At 73.1% G+C, this 19,104-nt stretch carries 14 protein-coding genes; 12 read left to right on the top strand and 2 right to left on the bottom strand.

Annotated elements, in window-relative coordinates:
* Positions 1 to 15 precede the first annotated feature (15 nt).
* On the bottom strand, positions 16 to 2,709 hold the full coding sequence (locus tag MUY22_RS43610) for a hypothetical protein (protein ID WP_247053456.1): 2,694 nt from the start codon (positions 2,707 to 2,709) through the stop codon (positions 16 to 18).
* Positions 2,706 to 3,347: a DUF4255 domain-containing protein gene (locus MUY22_RS43605; RefSeq protein WP_247053454.1), complete on the bottom strand. Its 642-nt coding sequence runs from the start codon at positions 3,345 to 3,347 to the stop codon at positions 2,706 to 2,708. Before MUY22_RS43605 ends, MUY22_RS43610 begins: the two co-directional genes overlap by 4 nt.
* A gap of 185 nt (positions 3,348 to 3,532) precedes the next feature.
* Between MUY22_RS43605 and MUY22_RS43600 the strand changes: the two genes are divergently transcribed.
* The 12 genes from MUY22_RS43600 to MUY22_RS43545 all read left to right on the top strand — a co-directional run bounded on the left by MUY22_RS43600 (position 3,533) and on the right by MUY22_RS43545 (position 18,317).
* Positions 3,533 to 5,065, top strand: coding sequence for a phage tail sheath subtilisin-like domain-containing protein (locus MUY22_RS43600; protein WP_247053452.1), 1,533 nt, complete (start codon positions 3,533 to 3,535; stop codon positions 5,063 to 5,065).
* Between the two features lie 28 nt (positions 5,066 to 5,093).
* The gene (locus MUY22_RS43595) at positions 5,094 to 5,585 is read left to right on the top strand and encodes a phage tail protein (RefSeq protein ID WP_247053449.1); all 492 of its coding nucleotides are present in this window, start codon (positions 5,094 to 5,096) and stop codon (positions 5,583 to 5,585) included.
* Positions 5,582 to 5,989, top strand: a complete 408-nt coding sequence (locus MUY22_RS43590) for a phage tail assembly protein (protein ID WP_247053447.1) — start codon at positions 5,582 to 5,584, stop codon at positions 5,987 to 5,989. The genes MUY22_RS43595 and MUY22_RS43590 overlap by 4 nt, the downstream gene beginning before the upstream one ends.
* Positions 5,986 to 6,177 (top strand): DUF6760 family protein, encoded by a 192-nt coding sequence (locus tag MUY22_RS43585; RefSeq protein WP_247053445.1) that lies wholly within the window; start codon positions 5,986 to 5,988, stop codon positions 6,175 to 6,177. The genes MUY22_RS43590 and MUY22_RS43585 overlap by 4 nt, the downstream gene beginning before the upstream one ends.
* 971 nt (positions 6,178 to 7,148) lie before the next feature.
* Positions 7,149 to 11,171, top strand: coding sequence for a DUF4157 domain-containing protein (locus MUY22_RS43580; protein WP_247053443.1), 4,023 nt, complete (start codon positions 7,149 to 7,151; stop codon positions 11,169 to 11,171).
* A gap of 10 nt (positions 11,172 to 11,181) precedes the next feature.
* Complete coding sequence (locus MUY22_RS43575; protein ID WP_247053441.1) at positions 11,182 to 11,679, top strand: phage tail protein; 498 nt, start codon at positions 11,182 to 11,184, stop codon at positions 11,677 to 11,679.
* A gap of 43 nt (positions 11,680 to 11,722) precedes the next feature.
* Positions 11,723 to 12,256 (top strand): phage tail protein, encoded by a 534-nt coding sequence (locus MUY22_RS43570; protein ID WP_247053439.1) that lies wholly within the window; start codon positions 11,723 to 11,725, stop codon positions 12,254 to 12,256.
* A gap of 1 nt (position 12,257) precedes the next feature.
* The gene (locus MUY22_RS43565) at positions 12,258 to 13,094 is read left to right on the top strand and encodes a LysM peptidoglycan-binding domain-containing protein (RefSeq protein ID WP_247053437.1); all 837 of its coding nucleotides are present in this window, start codon (positions 12,258 to 12,260) and stop codon (positions 13,092 to 13,094) included.
* The gene (locus tag MUY22_RS43560) at positions 13,091 to 15,406 is read left to right on the top strand and encodes a phage baseplate assembly protein V (protein WP_247053435.1); all 2,316 of its coding nucleotides are present in this window, start codon (positions 13,091 to 13,093) and stop codon (positions 15,404 to 15,406) included. The genes MUY22_RS43565 and MUY22_RS43560 overlap by 4 nt, the downstream gene beginning before the upstream one ends.
* A gap of 12 nt (positions 15,407 to 15,418) precedes the next feature.
* Entirely contained in the window at positions 15,419 to 15,823 is a 405-nt protein-coding gene (locus MUY22_RS43555; protein ID WP_247053433.1) for a GPW/gp25 family protein, read from the top strand.
* Positions 15,824 to 15,825: 2 nt separating this feature from the next.
* Entirely contained in the window at positions 15,826 to 17,778 is a 1,953-nt protein-coding gene (locus MUY22_RS43550; protein ID WP_247053431.1) for a putative baseplate assembly protein, read from the top strand.
* The gene (locus tag MUY22_RS43545) at positions 17,778 to 18,317 is read left to right on the top strand and encodes a phage tail protein (protein WP_247053429.1); all 540 of its coding nucleotides are present in this window, start codon (positions 17,778 to 17,780) and stop codon (positions 18,315 to 18,317) included. The genes MUY22_RS43550 and MUY22_RS43545 overlap by 1 nt, the downstream gene beginning before the upstream one ends.
* Positions 18,318 to 19,104: the final 787 nt, after the last annotated feature.

Genomic DNA, 19,104 nt, shown 5'->3' with positions numbered 1-19,104 from the left:
GGGTCGGTGCGTCGGCTACTTGGTCTGCAGGGTCCTCAGGTCGAAGACCTGCCGGGCCCCGCCCGCGGCCAGGCGGGCCCGCTGCACCGCCTTGCGCTCGTCGGCCGGGCTAGGGGTGGCCGCGGTGATCACCGGTGCGTCGCCCGGCAGGCAGAACAGCGTCACGGTGCCCTTGGCCGAGCTGCCCGCGATGGCCGTCATGTCCAGTTCGATCCCGCCGTCCTTCCGCACGGCCTTCTTGACCGCGTCCAGCGTGTACTGCGCGGTCGCGCCGCCCGCGGTGAACGGGAGGGTGAGGCCGGACAGGCGGTTCTCCAGGCTGTCGGTGCTGAGGGCCTGGTTGGCGTCGGCCGCCAGCGTGTCCAGCGGATCGGCTTCCGGCGTGGCCTCCAGGACGGTGAGCCGGCCGCCGATCTGGAACTGCAGGGCCAGCTGGTAGGGACGCCGGTCGGCGGCCCGCCCGGCGATGCGGAACCGGATGACGCCCGCCGCGGTGTCGCGCTCGGTGCCCGTGATGCCGCCGCTGAGGATGAAGTTCTCGCCGTCGCCGGCCACCGGCGTGCCCGCGGTGAACTTCGCCGCCAGGTCGTCGTCGGTGATCACCGCCATCACGTCGGCCGGGGTGCCACCGGCCAGCGCGTCCTTGGCGTTGGCCAGCTTCGCCTGGATCGGGTCGTCCGGGAAGTTCCCGGTGACGGCGGTGATCGTGGTCAGCGTGCGCACCATGTCGTAGCTGAGCCGCGCGACGCCCGGGTGCGCGATGCGGCCCATCATGAACCGCACCGAGACGGTGAGCTCGTAGCGCGGGTGCGCGTTCGCCGTGATGTCCAGGGTCGCCCAGTCGGGGACGAAGGCGCGGCCGTCGTGGACCAGTTCGCCGCCGGACTCGTCGCGGACGAACTGCCGGATCCGCTGCAGCAGCACGGCCGGATCGGCGTTGACCACCCCCGGGTTGGCGCCCAGCACGATCTTGATCCGGGTGCCCGCGACGGTGCCCATGACGAAGTCCGCGCCGGGTGCCTTCGGGTCCAGCTGCAGTTCACCCGAGGTGAACGCGGAGTGGTAGGGGTTGTGCTCCTTGTCGTCGATCAGCTGCCGGATGGCGGCGACGTCCTCGTCGGTGAAGCCCTTCTTGGTGCGGGCCACCTTGTTCTGGTCGGCCAGGAAGTCGATGATGTCCAGCCCGGTCTCGGCCAGCGCGAGGATCGTGCCGACCGGGCTCGAGTCGCCGGCGGCCTTCGCGATCGCGCCGGTCACCGAGAGGGTCGCTTCGACCCCGCCGAGGCTGAGGATCGTCTCCTTGGAGCTGTCCAGGAAGTCGATGACGCCTTCGGTGCCGGCCTGGAGCTGGTACTGCCGCTCCGGTGACATGTCGGTGACCGTGGCGACGGCGTCCACGGTCATCGTCGCCACCTTCTTGACCGCCTTGGCCGGCAGACCCTCGGTGTAGTCCTTCAGGTTGTCCCACAACAGCTTCTTGCCCTCGGAGAACCCGGAGACGGCCTTGGCCGCGGTGCTCAGCTCCTCCCACGGCGTGACGAACTCCTGGCCCGCGTACTTCTTCTGGATCTCCGGGTCCTGCTTGTCCCGCCAGACGACCAGCTCGGTGAGGCCGAACTCCAGCGCCTGGTCGGCGACCCCGAGCGCGGTGCCGATCGCGTTGAACGGCGGGAAGAAGTCGAGGGTCACCTGGGCGATCGAGATGCCGGTGCGCAGCACGAGCAGCGCGCCGCCCAGCTTGGGGTAGATGGTGTTGAAGTTCTCCTTGAGCAGGTTCTTGGTCGCCCACTTGGCCCAGGCGGCGACCTGCTCGCCCGCGCTGGTCATCGCGCGGCCCTGCACCCCGACCGCCTCGGTGAACCCGATCATCAGGTCGAACAGGCGCGCCTCGGTGGCCGGCTCGGCCCGCTTCTCCGGCGTCATCGCGACGACTTCGCGGCTGAACACCTTGAGCGCGGCGGAGGCGGTGAACACGGCCGAGGTGGCCGCCGACAAGTCCTTGATCGCCTTGTTCTTGAACTTGCCGTCCTCGTCGTCCCACTTGGTCTCTTCGAGTTCCTGCAGGGCCTTGTCGACGAGCATCAGCGTGCCGGCCTGGTACTGCTCGATCTGCACCTGCACCAGCAGCCCGACGTTGACGTCCAGGCCCGCTTCCTTGCCTTCGACCTGCGCGCGGGCCGCGTTGGCCAGCGTGAGCCGCTGGGCCTCCTTGCCGGCCAAGGCCTTGGCCTCCTTGGCCGACAAGGACTTGCCGTCGGCGCCCTTCGTGGCGCGCAGCTGCTCGGTGCGGGCCTTCAGCACGGCCCGGACGGACTCGATGTCGGCGAGGAAGCTGTCGGCGTACCCGCGCTGGAAGCACTCGAACTTGTCCTTGTTGCTGGGCGCTCCCTTGTTGACCTTGGCGAGGGCCTGCTCACCGCGGCTCAGCTTGCTCAGCTCCACGGCCGGGACGGCATCGCTCTGCGCGGCGGACCCGGCCGCGACGAGCTGGGCGAACCAGCGCACCAGCTCGTCCACCCCGATCTGCGCGGAGTCGACGCGGGCGGCGTTGGCCGCGCCGTTAGTCGTTCCCACCAGCCATTCCTGGTAGAGCTGCCGCCACACGTCGTCGGCGCCCAGCAGCTTCGCGAACGAACTCGGCGTGCTGTGCGGGATGGTCGCCGGGTTGCTGCGCAGCCACGCGCAGTCCGACGGGGCGGGTGCGGTCATCGTCGCTCTCCTGGGTCGGGTTCGGGGGCGGTGCGGGACGTACGGGTCCAGCGGGGGCCGGTGCGCGGCGCGGACGCGGCCGGCTCGTCGCGCACGCCCAGCTCGACCGTGTGCACCGGCGGGGCCGGGTCTTCGATCCGCGTGGGCACCACCGGCGCGGTGACGGTCAGGTCCAGCGCGGTGCGCAGCGGCACGCCGAGGGCGTGCCACAGGTCGTGCTCGCCGCCGCCGGCCCGGTGCCGGCCCAGTCGGATCGGCAGCGGTTCGGCCAGCTCGCCCAGCCGTCCGGGCAGCAGTTCCGGGGTGAGTACCGGACGCCCGGCGTGGGCGGCCAGCACCGCGCCGAGCAGGTCGTGTTCGGCGGCCACGGTGGTCGCCCACGCCGTCACGAGGTAGGTCAGGCGGTAACGCCGGACCGGCAGGACGGTGCCGGTGACCCGCCCGTCCGGTCCCCGCAGCCGGATACCGGCCCCGGCCTGGCCGTCGAGCTCCTCGCCGATCTCGTAGAGGAACAGGCCCAGCACCGGACGTCCCGCGGTGACGGTGACCGCGCCGGGACCTTCGAGCGCGATCTCCACGTCCGCGGGCAGTTCCGCGAACAGCCAGGTCCGCAGGGCGGAGTCCACATCGTGCAGCACGCCCCCAGTTTCGGCCGCCGGGTGCGTCCGGGAGGTGCTGTCGCGGGCCGCTCCAGGGGCCGCTCCGCTCGCCCCTGGAGGCACTCCGGCGTGTCCGGGCGAGCGCCCCTCGCCCGCTCTCGATCACCGGCGGCCGCTGCGAAGCTTCAAAGCGCTCACCGGTCCCCACCCAGCAGGGAGATGCGATGCCGACCTATCTGTCACCCGGCGTGTACGTCGAGGAAGTCTCGTCCGGCTCGCGGCCGATCGAAGGCGTCGGCACCTCGGTCGCCGGCTTCGTCGGCTTCGCCGAAAAGGGCCCGGTGTCCGAGCCCACGCTGGTCACCAACTGGACGCAGTACACCCGGATCTTCGGCGGCTTCGTCGAAGGCACCTACCTGGCCCACTCGATCTACGGGTTCTTCCTCAACGGCGGCGGCTCGGCCTTCGTCCTGCGGCTGCCCGAGCCCGACGGCGACCAGGCGCAGGAGACCTACGCCAAGGCCGCGATCCCCGCCGACTCCGACGACTCCGTGCCCGCGCTGGAACTGCGTGCGATCACCGGCGGTGAGGCGACCGGGCTGAGCGTCGCGGTGTCGGAGGCGTCGCAGCCCGGCGAGGACACGTTCAAGCTCGAGGTGCGCAAGGACGGCAAGGTCGAGGAGACCTTCGACAACCTGACGACGCGGCGCGGCGCGGCGAACGTCGCCACCGTGCTGGCCAAGCGGTCCAAGCTCGTCGCGCTGGAGGACCCGCAGCGCCCCGTGGTCGCCGCCCCGAAGAAGGGCGCCACCGTGGAGCTGCGTGGCGGCACCCTGACGGTGCCCGCCCGCGTCGGCTCCGAAAGCTACGTCGGCGACACCGACTCGCGCACCGGCATCAGCAGCTTCGAGGCCATCGACGAGATCACCATGGTCGCGGTACCCGACCTGATGTCGGCCTACCAGCGCGGGCTGCTGTCCGAAGAGGACGTCAAGGGCGTCCAGCTCGCGATGATCGCCCACTGCGAGCTGATGTCGGACCGGGTGGCCATCCTCGACCCGCCCCCGGGCCTCAACGCCCAGCAGCTCATCCGGTGGCGCACCGACTTCGCCGGCTACGACTCCAAGTACGCGACGCTGTACTGGCCGTGGGTGCAGACCATGGACCCCACCCAGGGCGCCAAGGTGACGCTGCCGCCGAGCGGGCACGTCGCCGGCGTGTGGGCGCGCAGCGACCAGGCCCGCGGGGTGCACAAGGCGCCGGCCAACGAGGTGATCCGCGGCGCGATCGCGTTGCAGACCGCGATCACCAAGGGTGAGCAGGAACTGCTCAACCCGCTCGGGGTCAACTGCCTGCGGTCCTTCCCCGCGCAGGGCATCCGGATCTGGGGCGCGCGAACGCTGTCGAGCGACCCGGAGTGGCGTTACCTCAACGTGCGCCGGCTGTTCAACTTCATCGAGGAGTCCATTCTCGCCGGCACCAACTGGGTGGTGTTCGAGCCGAACGACCACTACCTGTGGGAGAGCGTCCAGCGCGTGGTCGGGGCGTTCCTCCAGCAGGTGTGGCGCAGCGGCGCGCTGATGGGCCGGACGCCGGAGGAGGCGTTCTTCGTCAAGTGCGACGCGGAGAACAACCCGCCGGAAAGCCGTGACGAAGGCAACCTCGTCGTCGAGATCGGGGTGGCGCCGGTGAAGCCGGCCGAGTTCGTGATCTTCCGCATCTCGCAGTTCTCGCAGGGCGCAGCACTCGACGAATGATCCCCGACACCCCTGAAAGAGGTCACCCATGGCTCCCGAGCCCCTCAGCACCGTCCCGGACGTCATCAGCGCCAGCCGGTTCGTCATCGACGTCACGGCCTTCGGCAGCAGCGGCAGCATCATGTTCTCCGAGCTGGCCGGCATCAGTTCGGAAGTGGAACCCGCCGAGTACATGAGCGCCGGCCGCAACGGCGTGCTGCTGTCGAAGCAGTTCGGCAAGACCAAGCCCGCGACCGTCACCCTCAAGCGCGGCGTCGACCAGGACGCCACCCTGTGGGTCTGGCACCAGAAGGCGATCGCGGCGGACCCGCAGGCGCGGCAGAGCTGCTCGCTGATCCTGCAGGACGCCGCCGGGCAGACCAAGGCGACCTACCGGCTGCTCAACGCCTGGCCGTCCAAACTGGACGTCCAGGGCCTGAAGGCGGGCGCGACGGAGATCGTGATGGCCACCTGCACCCTGGTCTGCGACGAGATCACGTTCGTGCCCGGCCTGGGCGGCAAGAACACCAACGGCGCATGACGGCGTCGACGGTGGACGGGCCCGGGCTGCGCACGGAGTACCCGTTCACCCTGCCCCGCGGGTACGTCGACGAGCGGGGCCAGGTGCACCGCAGCGGCGCGATGCGCCTGGCGACCGCGAAGGACGAGCTCACCGCGCACGCCGACCCGCAGGTGCGGCAGAACCCGGCGTACCTGTCGGTGCACCTGATCTGCCGGACGCTGACCTCGCTCGGCACGGTCGCCCCGGTGGACCGGTTCGTCATCGAGCACCTGTTCGCCTCGGACCTGGCGTTCCTGCAGGACCTGTACCGGCGCATCAACCAGCACGGCCACACCGAAGCCGACGTCCGCTGCCCGGGCTGCGGCCACCGCTTCGTGGTCGACATCGCCGCCGGCGACGAGTCCGAGGAGCCCGGCGGGTGAGCGCACCGGACGACCGGCTGTGGCAGGAGATCGTCTACATCGCCTACTACCTGCACTGGTCGTTCGACTCGATCCTGGAACTCGACCACCGCAGCCGCATCCGGGTCATCGAGGAGATAGGCCGCATCAACACCGCACTCGGCGGTGACCAAGAGCTGTCCGGCGCGTTCGCCGGCTGGGAGGGATGACGATGCCGAGCTGGCCGTTCCGCCGACGCCGTGCCCGAGCCACGGCGGATGAGTCCACTGTGGATTCGTCCGATGTGGACTCACCGGCGGTCGTGGCCGGTCCGGTGGTCGCGCCCGGCCCGGTGGCCGAAGCAGTGCGCCCGGCCAGAGCGACCGGCACGGCGTGGCGACGCGTCCCGCCCTTGCGGCCGGTGATCCCGCCGCACCCCCCGTTGACGGTGGACATGACCACCTCCTGGGCGGCGGTCGAGCCCAACCTGACGGACCGGGCCGGGTTCGCGGCCGGCCCGGCGCCGGCGGGACAGGTCACCGGCCTGCTCCGGGTGGTCCCCGAGGAGACCCGGCTCCCGTTGCCGGGGGTGCGGGCATCCGAACCGGGATCGCCCGCTGCGCTCGGCCCCGGACAGCCGGCGGCCGACTCCGGATGGTCGGCGACCGGGGCCGGATGGTCGGCGACCGGGGCCGGACGGCCGGCGACCGGGGCCGGACGGCCGGCGGCCGACTCCGGACGGCCGGCGACCGACCCCGGATGGTCGGCGACCGGCCCGGGTGGCCGGGCCGGTGCCGGGTGGCCTGCCGCCAAGACCGGTGGAGCCGGGACCGCTGCGGGGCGGGGACGGTCGGTCACGGGAGCCCGCGAGGGCTTACCCCTTGCCGGGGCCGGTGGATCGCGCGTGGGCAACGCACCGGCAGCCGGGTTGCCCGGTGCCGGAGTTCCGGCTCACGGGACCGGGTCGTCTTCCGGTGGGGCGGAGCCGGAGCTGCTCGTGGCCGAGCGGCCGGCTGCCGAGCCGGGGACGGGGATGCCTGCCGGGTCATCGGCCGGAGAGGTGATGCCGTCGCCCGGAGATGCCGGCGGGGGATCGCCGGCCGCCGGATCCGTTGTGCGGGTACCGGTTGCCGGTTCGCCGGCCGACGTGACCGCTCTCGGACTCCCGTTCGTCCAGCCCGGTTCGGGTTCGCTCTTCGGCGTGACCGATCCCGGACTGCCGGCCGCCGGGCCTGAACCGCGGTTGCCGCTCGCTCCGGCCGGCGGCCAGGGCCGCGCCGGAACCGAGTCCGCGCTCACGCACACGGCCGATTCCGCACCCGGGGCCGGTGCGGGAGGGCCGGCCGGGACCCGAGCCGCCGAGTCCGGCACCACCGGCCCGGCCGAGACAAGAACCGATGCCAGGACCGGGTCCGAAACCCCAGCCGGGACCACCGCCGAAGCCGGTGGGAGAGCTACGTCCGAGGCCGGCACCGGCACCGAGGCCGGCACCGGCACCGAGGCCGGGAGCGGCACCGAGGCCGGGAGCGGCACCGAGGCCGGAACCGAGACCGGGAGCGGCACCGAAGCCGGAGCCGAGACCGGCACTGGTCCCGAGGCCGGCACCCGCACCGAAACCGACCTTGGCTCCGGCTCTGCCGAGGTCAGGACCGGGACCGGCACCGCCGAGGCCGGGACCGGCATCGGCGCCGGTGCGGGTCCCGACGCCGCGGTCCGGGTCACGAGCACGTCAGGCGCCGGGACCCGGATCACCGCCGGCCTCGAACCGATCGCGATGGGGATCGATGCCGGGCAGCCCGTCTCCGGGACCGAACTGCGGCACCCAGCCGCGAAGGCCCGGCCCCGGCTGCCCGCGACCGCTCGGCGGCTGCCTGTCCGGGATGTTCCCCCCGCGTCGCGGCCGACGGCGCCCTTGACCGCCGCGGCACCGGCGTATGTGGCTGAACCGCGCGTGCCCGAGGTTCCGCACCGCACGCCCGCACTGTTGCGGGAGATGACTCTGGAACGGGACCGGTTGCTCGGCGTGACCTCCACGCCGGAGCAGAACGTGCTCGCTTCGTGGACCCCGCCGGCGACGCGTCCGTTGCCCGGCAGCGAAATCCCCGACGTCCCGCTGCCTCCGCGCCGCCGGGCGAGCCTGGCCGAAAGCCGGCGGCGCGGGCTGCGCGCGGCCCGGGAGGACGACGCGGACTCCGACGAATCACCACCACCCGACGTCACCCCGGTCGAAGAAGAGACCGCCGTGCCGGACCAGGAAACGCACCCCGCCCCGGGTCGCGGCGAACTTCCCGTCGACGGTTCCCTCGTTGCGAAGACCGCGCCGGCCACGCTCGAGACCCGCCTGCCGGAAGCGGCCCCCACCCCGGAAGCACCGGCGCGGCCGCAAAACCTCGACGAGCCGGCGACCACGAAGCTGCGGCACCGGCCGGCAACCACCCAGCCCGAGCCCGGCGGCATGCCGCAGACGCCTGCAGTCGCCGACGCACCGTCCGCCTCCTCGCGCGACGGAGCGACGGAGCGTCCGGGGCCGCGTCGCCCGACCGGCCGACCGACGCCGGCCGAGAGCGCGGTTCCGCAGGCGGACACCGCTGCGTTCGCCGCCCGGTTGCACCAGGGCGACCTCCCTGCCCGCGTGGTCACGGCTGCCTCCGGCACGGGAGAGCCGGACACCAGCCGGCCTGTCCCGCCGCAACAGAGCGGATCGGTACCGGTGGCGGACACCGGCGAGCACGCGCAGCCGGTACCGACGATGGCTGACAGCGCGGTGGCAACGGACACCACCGAGCACGCACCCGCGACCCTGTTTCACCAGGGTGACCTGCTCGACGGGCCGATCACGGTGACCGCCGACGGCACGGCAGCGCCGGACACCGGCGAGTACGCACCCGCGACCCTGTTGCACCGGGGTGACCTGCCCGGCGGGCGGATCACGGTGATGGCTGACGGAACGGGAGCGCCGGACATCGGCGAGTACGCACCCGCGACTCTGTTGCACGAGGGTGACCTGCCCGGACGGCCGACAGGGGTGGCGTCTGACGGAACGGGAGCCCCGGACGCCGGCGACAACGCGGCCACCGCTCTGCCGCACTCCGGCAAGCTGTCCGACCGGCCGGGGACGGCTGCCGAAACCGCCGCACCGGCGTCCACGGGATATGTGGACGCCGGCGAGCACGTCCCGGTGGTGCTGACCACCCGGGCGCCCCGGGGCAGCCTGCCCGGGCGGGCGGTGCCGTCCGGGAACACGGCATCACCGTTGCCGGCGGGAGAAACGGATTCCGGCGGATGGGTGCCGGGCACGCCGGTCGGCCGGTCGCGTCGGGACGGGTTGCCCGACTCGCCGGTGCCGGCCGAGGACGCAGTACCTGCCGGGAGCCTGGGCACCTTCGATCAGGTGCCGGCTTCGCCGGCGGCCCGGGCGGTCTTGCCGGAGCCGCCGGCAGACGCCGGAAACGCAGGGCTGCCGGAGTCCGCCGGAAATGCAGGGCTGCCGGAGTCCGCAGGAAACGTGGGGCTGCCGGAGTCCGCCGGAAATGCAGGGATGCCGGAGTCCGCAGGAAACGTGGGGCTGCCGGAGTCCGCCGGAAATGCAGGGCTGCCGGAGTCCGCAGGAAACGTGGGGCTGCCGGAGTCCGCCGGAAATGCAGGGCTGCCGGAGTCCGCAGGAAACGTGGGGCTGCCGGAGTCCGCCGGAAATGCAGGGCTGCCGGAGTCCGCAGGAAACGTGGGGCTGCCGGAGTCCGCCGGAAATGCAGGGCTGCCGGAGTCCGCAGGAAACGTGGGGCTGCCGGAGTCCGAGAGAAGCGCAGGGCTGCCGGAGTCGGCTGGAGGGGCGGGGCTGCCGGCGGACTCCGTCGAGCGCGTACCTGTGGCGCTCGACGCCCTGGTGAGCCGGCCCAGCCTGCTGGGCCGGCGCGTACTGCCCGACACGGTGGCGTCCGCCGGAACGCTGGGACCGCCGGCACCTGCCGGCGGCGCCGGACTGCCGTCGGCCGCCGGGAACCCAGGCTCGTCGACGGGAAGTGCGGGACCTTCGGTACCCGCCGGATCGACGGGACCCTCGGCCGGGAACCCGCGGTCGTCGGCTCCGGTCGAAAGCGCCACCCGGCAGACGCCTGCCGGAAGCACGGGACCATCGGCGTCTGCGAGGTTCCCCGGGCTGCCGGCGCCTGCAGGACCGTCGGCCGGAAATCCGGGGCCAGGGGCACCGGCCGGAACTGCGGGGCTGCCGGCACCCGCCGGACCCTTGCCGCCGGCTGTGGGCGCGAGACCGCGGGCGCCGCTCGCCGGAAATCCGGGGCCGTGGGCGCCGGACGGAAGTGCGGGGCCGCCGGCACCCGCCGGCAGCACCCCGCTCCCGGCCCCCGCCGGCTTCCCGGCCTTCCCGGCGCCCGCCGGAAGCCCGGAACCGCCGTCCCCCGGCTCCGGGACACCGCTCGGCTCCGTCGAAGTCGAACGCGTGCCCGTCGCGCTCGCCGCGAGACTGCACCAAGCCGGGCTGCCCGACCTGGGTGACCTTCAGGTGCGCCGTGGTGCCGGTGTCTCGGCCTCCGCCGGGCTGCTGCACGCCCGGGCCTACACCACGGCCGGGGTGGTGCACGTGCCCGCCGAATGGGGGCCGCTCGACCGGATGCCCGCCTCGGCCACCCTTGCCCACGAGCTGGCCCACGTCGTCCAGCAGCGGGTGCTCGACGGGCGCGTGCCGGAGGAGACCAGCCCGGGTGGGCGGGCGCTGGAAGCGGAAGCCCTGGCCATCGAACAGTGGGTCGCCGGTGGGTCCGGCGTTCCGCTGCGGCACCTCCGGCCGCCCGCGCCCGCGTCACCGGAACCGGCCACGGCGGAAGCGCCGGCGGCCGCGGCCACCCAGCGGGCCGCGGAGACGCCGGGCGCCGGCGTGGCCGAGCTGGTCGCCGCCGAACGCGACGGTGGGCGGCGGGTCGACTTCACCTCCGCGGAAAGCCTCGCGCGGTTCCTGTCCGATGTGGAGCCACCGGCGGGCGCACCCGCGCCGGGGACACCCGCACCGGCCGTCGACACCCAGGACGAGCACGACCGGCTGCTGACCGAACGCATCGGAGAGCAGCCACCACGCCGGTGGCTGGACCTCGACGAGAGCGACGACATCGAAGAACTGAGCGGGAAGCTCTACGAACGGCTGCACCGCAGGCTGCGCTGGGACGTGCTGGTGCAGCGGGAACGATCCGGCCGCCTGATGGACCAACGCTGAGGAGCGCCGCATGGGTTTCAAGGACATCGCCAAGAACGCGGCCTACCACGAAGCCGCCAGCCTGCTGGGCCTGTCCCCGGGCATCTCGCACCACTTCGTGGTCAACGTCATGAACGGGCCCTACGACTTCGGCACGTGGTCCAAGGTCTCGGGCCTGAGCGTGAACTGGGACGTCTGCGAGTACCGCACCGGCAGCACCGGCAACGGCTGCTGGGTGTTCCCCGGCAACACCAAGTACGAACGCGTGAAGCTCAGCCGGGCGGCCTGCTTCGACTCCCAGACCGTGCAGGAGTGGCTGGCCGAGACCTCGCGCAGCGTGACCCCGCTCAGCGGCGCGATCGTCATGTGCGACTCGCGCAACCTGCCGATCCTGTCCTGGGACCTCAAGCAGTTCTTCCCGTGCGGCTGGGCGATCACCGACTTCGAAGCGGGCTCGGCCTCCCACGTGGCGATCGAGACCCTGACGATCGCGCACACCGGGTTCCTCGGCGACGAGGTCATGGCATGACCGTCCACTCAGGACGTCCACACCGGACAGGAGGAGGTGCGCCGTGCTGAACCCGTTGCAGCCGGTCAAGCAGACCATCCCGTACATCCCGTACTTCAACGAGGGCCCGGCCAACGCCAAGGTCACCATCGGCCTGGCCATGCGCTTCAAGGTGCTGGTGGACGGCCTCGCCGGCGGCACGCTGGACCTGGGGCAGTGGTCCTCCTGCAAGGGCCTGCGCGCGGACTACAACCCCCGCCGGTTCCGTGCGCACGGCAACGCCGGCTACGAGCACATCCTGCCCGGCGGGCTGTCGTACCCGGTGATCCAGCTGGAACGGGCCATGGACCCGGTCAGCTCCGCCGCCCTGCAGAAGTGGCTCAAGGCGCAGGCCGCGCAGCTCTACGGCGAGCCGGGCTCGGTCACGCCCGCCGGCACCACCGCGCACATCGTCCTGATGGACCGCGCCGGAGCGCCGGTGGCGTCGTGGGACCTGCGCGCCGCGCGGCCCTCGGCGTGGGTGGGTCCGACGCTCAACGCCTTCGACAGCAAGGTCGCGATCGAGACCCTCGAGCTCGTCCACGAAGGGTTCCTGTGACATGACCCCGGTTCCCCTGCCGATCACCGGCTCCTCCGGCAGCACCCTGCAGCAGGTCACCCGGCTCACCCTGGGCTCCTCCGGCGACTTCGTGACCTTCCCGTTCAACCCGGGCAAGGTCTCGGTCGACCGGTCGGCCTCCACGCAGAGCGCGGCGAACCTGGCCGGCACCTCCGAGGACACCGTGCGCCAGAGCGTCAAGCTGACCATCCAGCTCTCGGAGATCAAGCTCTACGGCAAGGACTGCCAGACGACCGTGCAGAAGCTGCTGTCCTGGACCGTGCCCTACGCCGATTCGACGCCGCGGCTGGACAGCCTGAACATCAACCAGCTGGCCAGGGACTTCGTCGGGCCGCTGACCCAGGACCTGTCGAGCCTGGTGACGCGGGGCGGGGCGGGCAACAGCGACAGCGCGTCGAAGTCCACCGGCGGCACGGGCTCCGGCGAGGCGAAGGTCGACTTCCGGCTGCCGGTGCTGGACCTGCTCTGGGGCGAGGCGCTCAACCACCAGGTCACCCTGGAGAAGGTCGGCGTGGTCTACGACCAGATCTCCCCGGCCGGCACGCCGGTCGTGGCGACGGTGGACCTGAAGCTGCGGGAGTACAGCCCGACGATGCCGCTGACCAACCCGACCTCCGGCGGGCTGCCCGGCCGGGGCCGGCACACCGTGGTCGCGGGGGACGACCTGGTCCGCCTCGCCCACCGGACGTACGGCTCGCCCAAGGCCTGGCGGGCCGTCGCGCTGGCCAACGGCCTCGACGACCCGCTGCGCCTCGGCCCCGGCCGACGGCTGTTCCTGCCCAGCACCGCCGAACTGGACCACGTGGAGACGCCATGACCGACCCGATGTCCGTGCCGGAGGAACCGCCGCCCACCCGCAACCGCCCGACCGTGCGCCCGATCGTGACGGTGGACTCCACCCCGCTGACCGCGCTCGCGGCGTCGCGGCTGGCGCGCGTGGTCGTCGACTGCGACCTGACGCTGCCGGGGATGTTCGAACTCACCTTCCTCGACAACGACGGCCGGACGCTCGACGACGCCGGCATCGTCGTGGGCAGCGTGGTCGCGGTGACCGGTTCGGGCACCGACGACGGCGTGCACAACATCGGCAGGCTCGTCGTCGGCGAGGTGACCGCGATCGAAGCGCAGCTGCGGGAGCTGACCGCCCACACCGTCGTCCGCGGCTACACCGCCGAGCACCGGCTGCAGCGCGCCACCCGCAGCCGCACCTTCCTCAACAGCACCGATTCCGACGTCGCGACGCAGCTGGCGGCGGAGGCCGGGCTGCCGGCCGGCGGGGTCGTCGCGACCACGACCACCCACCCCTACCTGGCGCAGGTGAACCAGACCGACTGGGACTTCCTGCTCGACCGCGCCGCCGAGATCGGCTACGAGGCCGGGATGAGCGACGGGGTCTTCCACTTCCGGCCGGCCACGTCGGTGAGCCGCCCGGTCGCCGCGGCGCCCGAGCCGGTGACCTTCCCCGACGACCTGCTGGACTTCCGTCCCCGGGTCACCGCGGGCAACCTGACCCCGGACGTCGAGGTCCGCGCGTGGGACCCGCTGCGGATGGTCGCGATCGCCCAGCAGGCCACCACGCCCGGCGGCAGCGGTGACACGCCGAACTCGCTGGGCACCAAGTTCTCCCCGGCCGGCAGCGGTCCCGCCGGCAAGCTCGGCGGCGTCGTGTCGAAAGTGCTCGGCCAGGTCGCGGAGCAGGCCGACAACCCGGCCACCCTCGCGAAGGCGGTCGGCGACCCGGCCGGCAGCGCGAAGAACCTGCTCGGCGGGATGGGCGCGGCCGTGCTCGGCGGGCTGAACATGGCTTCGCTGGGCCCGGCGCCGAGCCCGACCGCGCGGATCACCGTCGACCGGCCCTTCGGCACCGGCGAGCAGGAGTTCACCGCGGCCCCGGGCATGGCCGCCGCGCTGGGAACCGAGGCCGGGTCCACCTTCGCCGAGGCCGAGGGCGAGGCCGTCGGCGATCCGATGATCCAGCCCGGCGTGCTGCTGGAGGTCCGCGGGGTGCCGCGGCCGTTCGGCGGGAACTGGCTGGTGTCGCGGGCCCAGCACATCTTCGACGACCGCGACCGCGGCTACCGCACGGTGTTCTCCGCCCACGGCAGGCAGGACCGGTCCATGCTGGGCCTGACCTCGCTCGGGCGGGCCGTGCGGCAGCGGCCGCGGCTCGACGGCGTGGTCTGCGGCGTCGTCAGCAACACCCTCGACCCGCTGGGCAAGGCGCGGATCAAGGTGGCCCTGCCGTGGCTGGCGCCGGACTTCGAGACCGACTGGGCACCCGCGGTGCAGTTCGTCGCGGGCCAGCGCGGCGGCGCGCTGTTCCTGCCCGAGGTCGGCGACGAGGTGATGCTGGCCTTCGAGCTCGGCGACCCCCGGCGGCCGTACGTGCTCGGCGGGCTGGTCAACAACCTGACCACGTGGAAACTGAGCACCCCGCCGGCCCAGACGCTGAGCCTGTCCGCCGGTGGCGGCATGGGCGGCGGCATGGGCAACCCGATGATGGGTGGCGGCGGGATGGCGCTCGGGGCCGCGGTCGGCGCCGCCGAAGGCGCGATGGCCGCCGACGGGCAGGACGGCATGGGCGGCTCGGTGCAGACCCCGGGCATGGTCGGCGAGGTGATCCAGCGCGGGTTCGTCTCCAGCACCGGCAACTGCCTGATGTTCACCGACCAGCCGCTGCCCGGGGTGACCATGGCGGAGGAAGCCCTGCAGTCGGAGCCGGGCGCCGCCGAAGCGGTCGGTGCGGCCAGTGGCGCGCTTTCGGGCGCGCTCGGCTCGTCGGGTGGCGGAGGTGGCGGCGGTGCGGGCGCTCCCGTCATGGGCACCGGTAGCGCGCTCGGGGCGTTGTCGTCGTCGGTCACCGTGGGCACCCAGAACGGCGCCGTCGCGCTCACCATGGACCAGGTCAACTCCGCGGTCAGCCTGACCTGCACCCCGGTCCTCGGCGTGAGCAAGTCGCCGCTGCCGCAGATGACGCTGGCCGCGACGGACGGCGTGGTCATCGTCTCCGCCGGTCCGGCCGGGACCGTCGAGATCGACGGCGGCACGATGCTCACCCTCAAGGCCACCACCGCGCTGAACATCGCCGCGCCGGTGGTCACCGTCAACGGCATCCCCCTCCCGATCTGAGAGGCACCTTCGATGCGCACCGATTTCGTCGGCCGGGGCTGGTCGTTCCCGCTCGACGTCGACACCGGCGGCCGGATCGCCATGGCGGGCGGGGCCGCCAAGCTGGAGCAGGCCATGCGGATCGTGCTCGGCACCCACCCCGGCGAACGCCCGTTCCGTCCGGAGTTCGGCTGCCCGCTGCGCGACTACGTCTTCAGCGGCGCCGGCCCGGACGTGCTGGCCGCCATCGCCGGCGAGGTGCGGCGTTCGCTGCGGCGCTGGGAGCCGCGGGTGGTGCCCGCCGACATCCAGGTCTTTCCGCACCCCGACGACGAAAGCGTGCTGCTCATCGACATCGCCTACGTCGTCAAGGGCGAGAACGACCCCCGCAACCTGGTGTTCCCCTTCTACACCATCCCCGAGAACGGGAGTGACTAGCGATGGCCCTGCCCGCACCGAATCTCGACGACCGCCGCTTCCAGGACCTGGTGGACGAGGCGAAGCGGTTCGTGCAGCGCCGCTGTCCGGAGTGGACGGACCACAACGTCTCCGACCCCGGCGTGACGCTCATCGAGACCTTCGCCTTCATGACCGAGCAGCTGACCTACCGGCTCAACCGGGTGCCCGACCGGCTCTACGTGAAGTTCCTCGAGCTGCTCGGGCTGCGCATGCTGCCGCCCACCCCGGCGACGGTCCCGGTCACCTTCTGGCTGACCGCCCCCGCGCGCAGCCGGATGGTGCTGCGCACCGGCACGAAGGTCTCCACCACCCGCACCGAAACCGAGGAACCGACGGTCTTCGCGACCCTGCGCGACCTGACCGTGGTGCCCGCCCGGCTCGGCGCGGTGCGGCGGCTGCGCACGGGCAAGGTGTCCACGGAGGACTTGACGCCGTCGGTCGAGCTGGGCCAGGAGTTCGCCGCTTTCTCCGACCCGCCCGTGCTCGGCGACGCGCTGCTGGTCGGGTTCGCCGAACCGGTGCCGGGCTGCGCCGTGCGGCTGGACTTCGACGGGCGGACCGAGGGCATCGGCGTCAACCCGAAGCACCCGCCACTGGTGTGGGAGGCGTGGTCGGCGCAGGACTGGCGGGAGTGCCGGGTCAGCACCGACGAGACGGGCGGGCTCAACCGGCCCGGGCGGATCGTCGTGCACGTGCCCGACGGGCACGAGACCAGCGCCATCGGCGAGCAGCGCGCCGCCTGGCTGCGGGTGCGGGTGATCGAGCCGCTGCCCGGCCAGGCCGCCTACAGCTCCTCGCCGGTGATCCGCACCCTGGTGGCCAGCACCGTCGGGGCGACCGTGCCGGCGATGCACGGCGAGATCATCGAAGGCGAGGAACTGGGGCTCGCCGAAGGCGTTCCCGGGCAACGGTTTTCGCTCAGCCGGGTGCCGGTGCTCGCCGGGCGGAACCCGTCGTCGCTCGAAGTGGGCGAGGACGGCGCCTGGCGCGAGTGGACGCCGGTGGAGCACTTCGCGGCCAGCACCGCCGACGACCGGCACTACCTGCTGGACCCGGTGTCCGGGGAGGTCGAGTTCGGCCCGGCCGTGCGGCAGGAGGACGGGACCCTGCGCCAGTACGGGGCCGTCCCGCAACGCGGCGCGCCGGTGCGGATGCGCCGCTACCACAGCGGCGGCGGTGGCCAGGGCAACGTCGCCGTGCGGGCCGTCAACACGCTGCGCGCGTCGATCCCGTTCATCGCCGGGGTGGAGAACCTCGAACCCGCCCAGGGCGGGGTGGACGGGGAGACGCTGGAGCAGGCCAAGCGGCGCGGGCCGATCATGCTGCGCACGCGCAGCCGCGCCGTCACCGCCGAGGACTACGAGGCCATCGCCCGCGAAGCCGCGCCGGAGGTCGCGCGGATCCACTGCCTGACCGCCGGCGAGGACGACGTCCCGCACGGCGCGGTGAAGGTGATGGTGGTGCCCGCGGCGTCGGCCACCGGCCACCGGCTCGAGTTCGCCGACCTCGTGCCCGCCGAGGACACCCTGCGGCGCGTCGCCGACCGGCTGGAGGAGATGCGCCTGGTCGGCACGCGGGTGCTCGTGGAGCCCCCGCGCTACCGCGGCATCACCGTCGTCGCCCGGCTGGTGGCCCGGACCCGGCTCGACACCGAGGAGATCCGCCGTCGCGCGCTGGACGAGCTCTACGCGTTCCTCAACCCGCTGACCGGCGGGCCCGAGCGCACCGGCTGGCCGTTCAGCAGGCGCGTCGTCCGCGGTGAGCTGTTCGCGCTGCTGCAGTCGGTGCAGGGCGTCGACGTCGTCGAGGACGTGCGGGTCTACGGCGCCAACCCGGTCACCGGCGAGCGCGGCTCGGAAGCCGATCGCGTCCCGGTCGGCGCGGGCGGGCTGGTGTTCTCGTTCGACCACCAGGTCCGGGTGGAGAAGTCCTGATGCGCGCCGGAATCGCCGAGCTGGCCACCCCGCACCCGCTGATCGGCCTGCTGCCGTCGATCTTCGCCGACGACCCGTTCGCGGTGCGCTGGACCGAGGGCTTCGACCAGGTGCTCGCGCCGGTGATCGGCACGGTGGACTGCCTGGGCGCGTACGTGGACCCGTTGCTGGCACCGGAGGACTTCACCCGCTGGCTGGCCGGCTGGTTCGGCGTGCTGCTGGACGAGAACTGGTCGATGGCCGCGCAGCGGGCGGTGATCGCCGAGGCGGTCGCGCTGTACCGGATGCGCGGCACGATGGCCGGGCTGCGCCGGCACCTGGAGCTGGTGGTGGACGGCGAGGTGCGCATCGAGGAGAGCGGCGGCGTGTCGTGGTCGGTGCGGCCCCGGCCCGAGCCGCCCACCGACGTCGAGCACTGGGTGCGGGTGATCGTGACTCCCGCGCCGGGGTCCCCGACCTCGAAAGCCGCCGTCGAGGCGGTCATCCGGGCCGCGAAACCCGTGGGAGTACTGCACAGCGTGGAGGTGATCGAGCCGTGATCGTCTGCCGGATGTGCGGCAACCACAACGATGACGAGTCCGCCTTCTGCGGCGACTGCGGGAAGTTCCTGGAGTGGAACGGTGACCGGATCACGGTGGCGGAGCCGGAGATCGTGATCGTCGAGGAGCCCCCGCCACCGCCGGAGGCGAGGCCGTCGTGGTGGCGCCGGGTCAAGACGAGGCTGCGCCGGCTGGTGCCGACGTACCGGCTGGAACCCCGCCCGGCCGCGGTGGCGGCCGGAGTGGAGACGTTCGACTCGGAACCGGCGCCGGCTTCCGGCGCGGGCACCCCACCGCCTCCTGGAAAGGCGGCCGCACCGCCACCGCCACCGCCACCGCCGCCGCCACCGCCGCCGGGAAAGGCAGCGGCGGCGCCGCCGCCACCGCCGCCGGGGAAGGCGGCCGCACCGCCTCCACCCCCGGGTCGTGCGGCGGCTCCTCCGCCACCGGGAGCGTCAGCGGTACCCCCGCCATCGCCGGGCAAGGCCGCGGCACCCCCGCCGCCTCCCGGTAAGGCCGCGGCACCGCCCCCGCCGCCCGGTGCGGCCGCGCCGCCTCCACCCCCAGAGAAGGCTGCCGCGCCGTCGCCTGCGCCGGGAACGGCGGGAGAGTCCTCGCCGTCGGCACCTCCGCCGCCGGGCAAGGCGGCTGCTCCGCCGCCTCCGCCGGGAGCGTCAGCGGCACCGCCGCCTGCTCCTGGGAAAGCGGCCACTCCGCCGCCACCGCCCGGCAAGGCTGCGGCTGGCGCGGTGGCTTCGCCTCCGCCGCCACCCCCCGGCGCTGCCGC

Source organism: Amycolatopsis sp. WQ 127309, from assembly GCF_023023025.1.
Taxonomy (GTDB): Bacteria; Actinomycetota; Actinomycetes; order Mycobacteriales; family Pseudonocardiaceae; genus Amycolatopsis.
Note: the sequence above shows the minus strand (reverse complement) of the source record. Positions and strands in the feature narration are given on the sequence as shown.